Below are 2,688 nucleotides of genomic sequence, written 5' to 3' on the forward strand. Positions count from 1 at the left end.
TGCTTGATCCTCTATACGGAGGACATGCAGCATGGGCAATCGATCGACCAGCGGATGACATTGATCGATCCATTTCAGGAGGTGCAGGCGTCACAGCGATGACCCACTCTACGGCGCAGTCGCCGCAACTGCGCACAGATCGCTGGTTCCCTACAACGCCCAGACGATGACTTGAGCGGGCACTGGCATGTGGCGTATAGTAAGAATTCCTTACTATAGCGAGAGAGTCGTCATGCTTGCGAAGATTACGTCAAAGAACCAGCTCACCTTGCCGAAGAGCATTACGGCAGCTGTCGGACCTGCGGAATACTTCGAAGTGGAGATTCGCAATGGCCAGATCGTTCTGACGCCGGTGCGTATTCAGCGCGCGGATGCGGTGCGAGCCAAACTCGCGGAGCTGAACCTGGACGAGCAAGATGTCGCCGACGCAGTGGTCTGGGTTCGGCAAGGTACTGATAAGCGCACCTTGCCCAGCACATGAAGCCCGGCGTGCGCCCGCCGCGCGTCGTGATCGACACCAATCTCGTGCTGTCAGCACTGGTTTTTGCGCAGGGGCGTTTGACGCGCCTGCGGCAGGCATGGCAGGCCGACTGCATGCAACTTCTGGTTTCCCGTGAGACGGCTGCCGAACTCATCCGCACGCTTGGCTACCCGAAATTCTGACTGACGCCCGGGCAACAGCGAGAGCTTCTCGCCGACTACTTGCCGTACTGCATTACTGTGTGCATTCCTGACCCTGCTCCCGAAGTCCCCGCTTGTCGCGACATTTTCGATCTGCCCTTCCTGCAACTGGCTGTGGCAGGTCGGGCGGATGCTCTGGTCACGGGGGATCAGGATCTGCTGAGTCTTGGTGATTCGTTTGGCTGTCCAATCGTGACCGCCGAGCAATTCCTGATGCAGTTGGCTGCCCGAGGAACGAGTTCTACGAATTCAAGGCCAACGCGCAGAAACTCTCCGACCTTGGCTGCCTGATGGAGAACATGGGCTGCAAGGGCACGCAGGCCAACGCCGACTGCAACCTGCGGCCGTGGCATGGCGTCGGCTCGTGCGTGCGCGGCGGCTTCGCCTGCATTTCCTGCACCGAGCCCGGTTTTGAGGAGCCCGGGCATCCGTTCATGGAGACGCCGAAGATTGCCGGCATCCCGTCCGGTCTGCCGATCGACATGCCGAAGGCCTGGTTCGTCGCCCTCGCCGCGCTGTCCAAGTCGGCCACCCCGAAGCGCGTCCGCGAGAACTCACGTTCCGACCATCCGCTGATCGCGCCGGGAATCCGCAAGAGCGGCCCGAAGTGACGCGGCGCCTGACCATCGGTCCGTTCAATCGCGTCGAAGGCGACCTTGAACAGGCAGGTTTCGCTCTCCGTGGCCGAAGGTTTCACGCAAGCGATTCTCTCCGCAGGTGCTCAGAGCGGCGATGACTTTGTCTACGGCGGTTACGGCAACGCGGACGGCAGTGGTTTTGGAGCCAGTCCCTTTGCGGCGAGTAGCAGCCTCCACGGCAGCGATTACCTGCTTGATTCGGTGCAGTTTGCATCGGGCTACGTGGATATGTTTTGGGTGTAAAGTGCCATCTGCTGTTGGCCTGATGAAATCCTTGATGGAGGGGTGTGATGAAGAAGTATGGTGGGATGATCGATTTCCTGCGCGGCAGCAGTTCAGGATTGCCGCGCTTGATCGGTGGCTCGGCGGTGACGCTGGTCCTGGGACTTTGTCTGGCCAACGGCGCTTCGGCAGGCGTGGTGTTCGAGCAGTCACCAGTCGGCGGCAATGATGCCTTTCCCAGCGTTTCTACCGAGCGGCCTCCGGCGATCCGTGGGACAAGGATACGAGCGGCAATTTCTCGTTTGCGATCAGCGCCGACGCTCCGATGCCGGTTTCTCTTCCCGGGACGCTATCGCTGCTGTTGTCCGGTCTCGCGGCGCCGAGCCTGGTCCGGGCGAAGGGCAGGCACGAGCTTGATGCGAGACCCGTGCGGATGAGCGTACGAAACGACCTCGAAGCCTGGCGGTGATTGGATCACCGGACGTTCGTCGATCCGTGTGGACAACACCCCAAGGGTCGGCCGACCAGCTCGCGGCTGGCACAGTGGATACCACGTCGACGCATGCCTGATTGACCGGAGGAAAACCGATGACATTGGCCGAAATGATCTACGAACACAGCCAGCGACTCCCCGAACCCGCCGCACGCGAAGCGCTCGACTTCATCGAGTTCCTGGCGCAGCGCTACGGCGTGGCCCCCAAGGGAGAAAGGGATGAACTGGCTCCAGCGCAGCGCGAAGCGCTAGAACGTTTGTCGGTCATTCGAGTACCCTTCGGCGGCGCCAAGCCCATCCTGAGTCGGAACTCGTTCTACGACGACGCCAGGGCCTGAAATGACGCTTTTTCTGGATAGCAACGTGGTGCTCTATGCGCTTGGCGATGACGAACGCAAGCGCGCTATTGCCTGCGCGCTGCTTGCCAGGCAGCCGACGATTTCCACACAGGTGATCAATGAGTGCAGCCATGTGCTGCGACGAAAGCAGCAGTTCGATCCCGCGGACGTTGCCCGCCTCATGGAGGACGTCGCCCAGGTAGCACGAGTCGTAGATGTTGGAATGCCGCAGATTCGACACGCGTGGGAAATTGCCGCGCGCTACCGATACGGGCACTACGACAGCCTGATCGTCGCGACCGCGATCTCGGCAGGC

At 60.9% G+C, this 2,688-nt stretch carries 4 protein-coding genes and 2 pseudogenes; all 6 read left to right on the top strand.

Annotated elements, in window-relative coordinates:
- The first annotated feature begins 232 nt into the window (after positions 1-232).
- The gene (locus tag CAPSK01_RS19415) at positions 233-481 is read left to right on the top strand and encodes an AbrB/MazE/SpoVT family DNA-binding domain-containing protein (protein ID WP_034930733.1); all 249 of its coding nucleotides are present in this window, start codon (positions 233-235) and stop codon (positions 479-481) included.
- Positions 478-972, top strand: a pseudogene (locus CAPSK01_RS19420) (putative toxin-antitoxin system toxin component, PIN family). The gene CAPSK01_RS19415 and the pseudogene CAPSK01_RS19420 overlap by 4 nt, the downstream one beginning before the upstream one ends.
- Positions 903-1,292, top strand: a pseudogene (locus CAPSK01_RS19425) (HupU protein); the annotation flags it as partial. The pseudogenes CAPSK01_RS19420 and CAPSK01_RS19425, both read left to right, overlap by 70 nt.
- Before the next feature lie 45 nt (positions 1,293-1,337).
- Positions 1,338-1,562: a hypothetical protein gene (locus tag CAPSK01_RS19430; RefSeq protein WP_034930637.1), complete on the top strand. Its 225-nt coding sequence runs from the start codon at positions 1,338-1,340 to the stop codon at positions 1,560-1,562.
- Positions 1,563-2,129: 567 nt separating this feature from the next.
- Positions 2,130-2,372 (top strand): DUF2281 domain-containing protein, encoded by a 243-nt coding sequence (locus tag CAPSK01_RS19435; RefSeq protein ID WP_034930640.1) that lies wholly within the window; start codon positions 2,130-2,132, stop codon positions 2,370-2,372.
- 1 nt (position 2,373) lies between these two features.
- On the top strand, positions 2,374-2,688 hold a 315-nt coding region (locus CAPSK01_RS19440), incomplete at its 3' end, for a PIN domain-containing protein (RefSeq protein ID WP_034930736.1).

Origin of the sequence: Candidatus Accumulibacter vicinus (assembly GCF_000584955.1) — a bacterium.
In the GTDB taxonomy this organism is placed as follows: Bacteria; Pseudomonadota; Gammaproteobacteria; order Burkholderiales; family Rhodocyclaceae; genus Accumulibacter; species Accumulibacter vicinus.

What these genes read in the sequence shown, in the direction of transcription:
- CAPSK01_RS19415 (WP_034930733.1), top strand. Translation starts at nt 233, where the DNA reads ATGCTTGCGAAGATTACGTCAAAGAACCAGCTCACCTTGCCGAAGAGC.
- CAPSK01_RS19435 (WP_034930640.1), top strand. Translation starts at nt 2,130, where the DNA reads ATGACATTGGCCGAAATGATCTACGAACACAGCCAGCGACTCCCCGAA.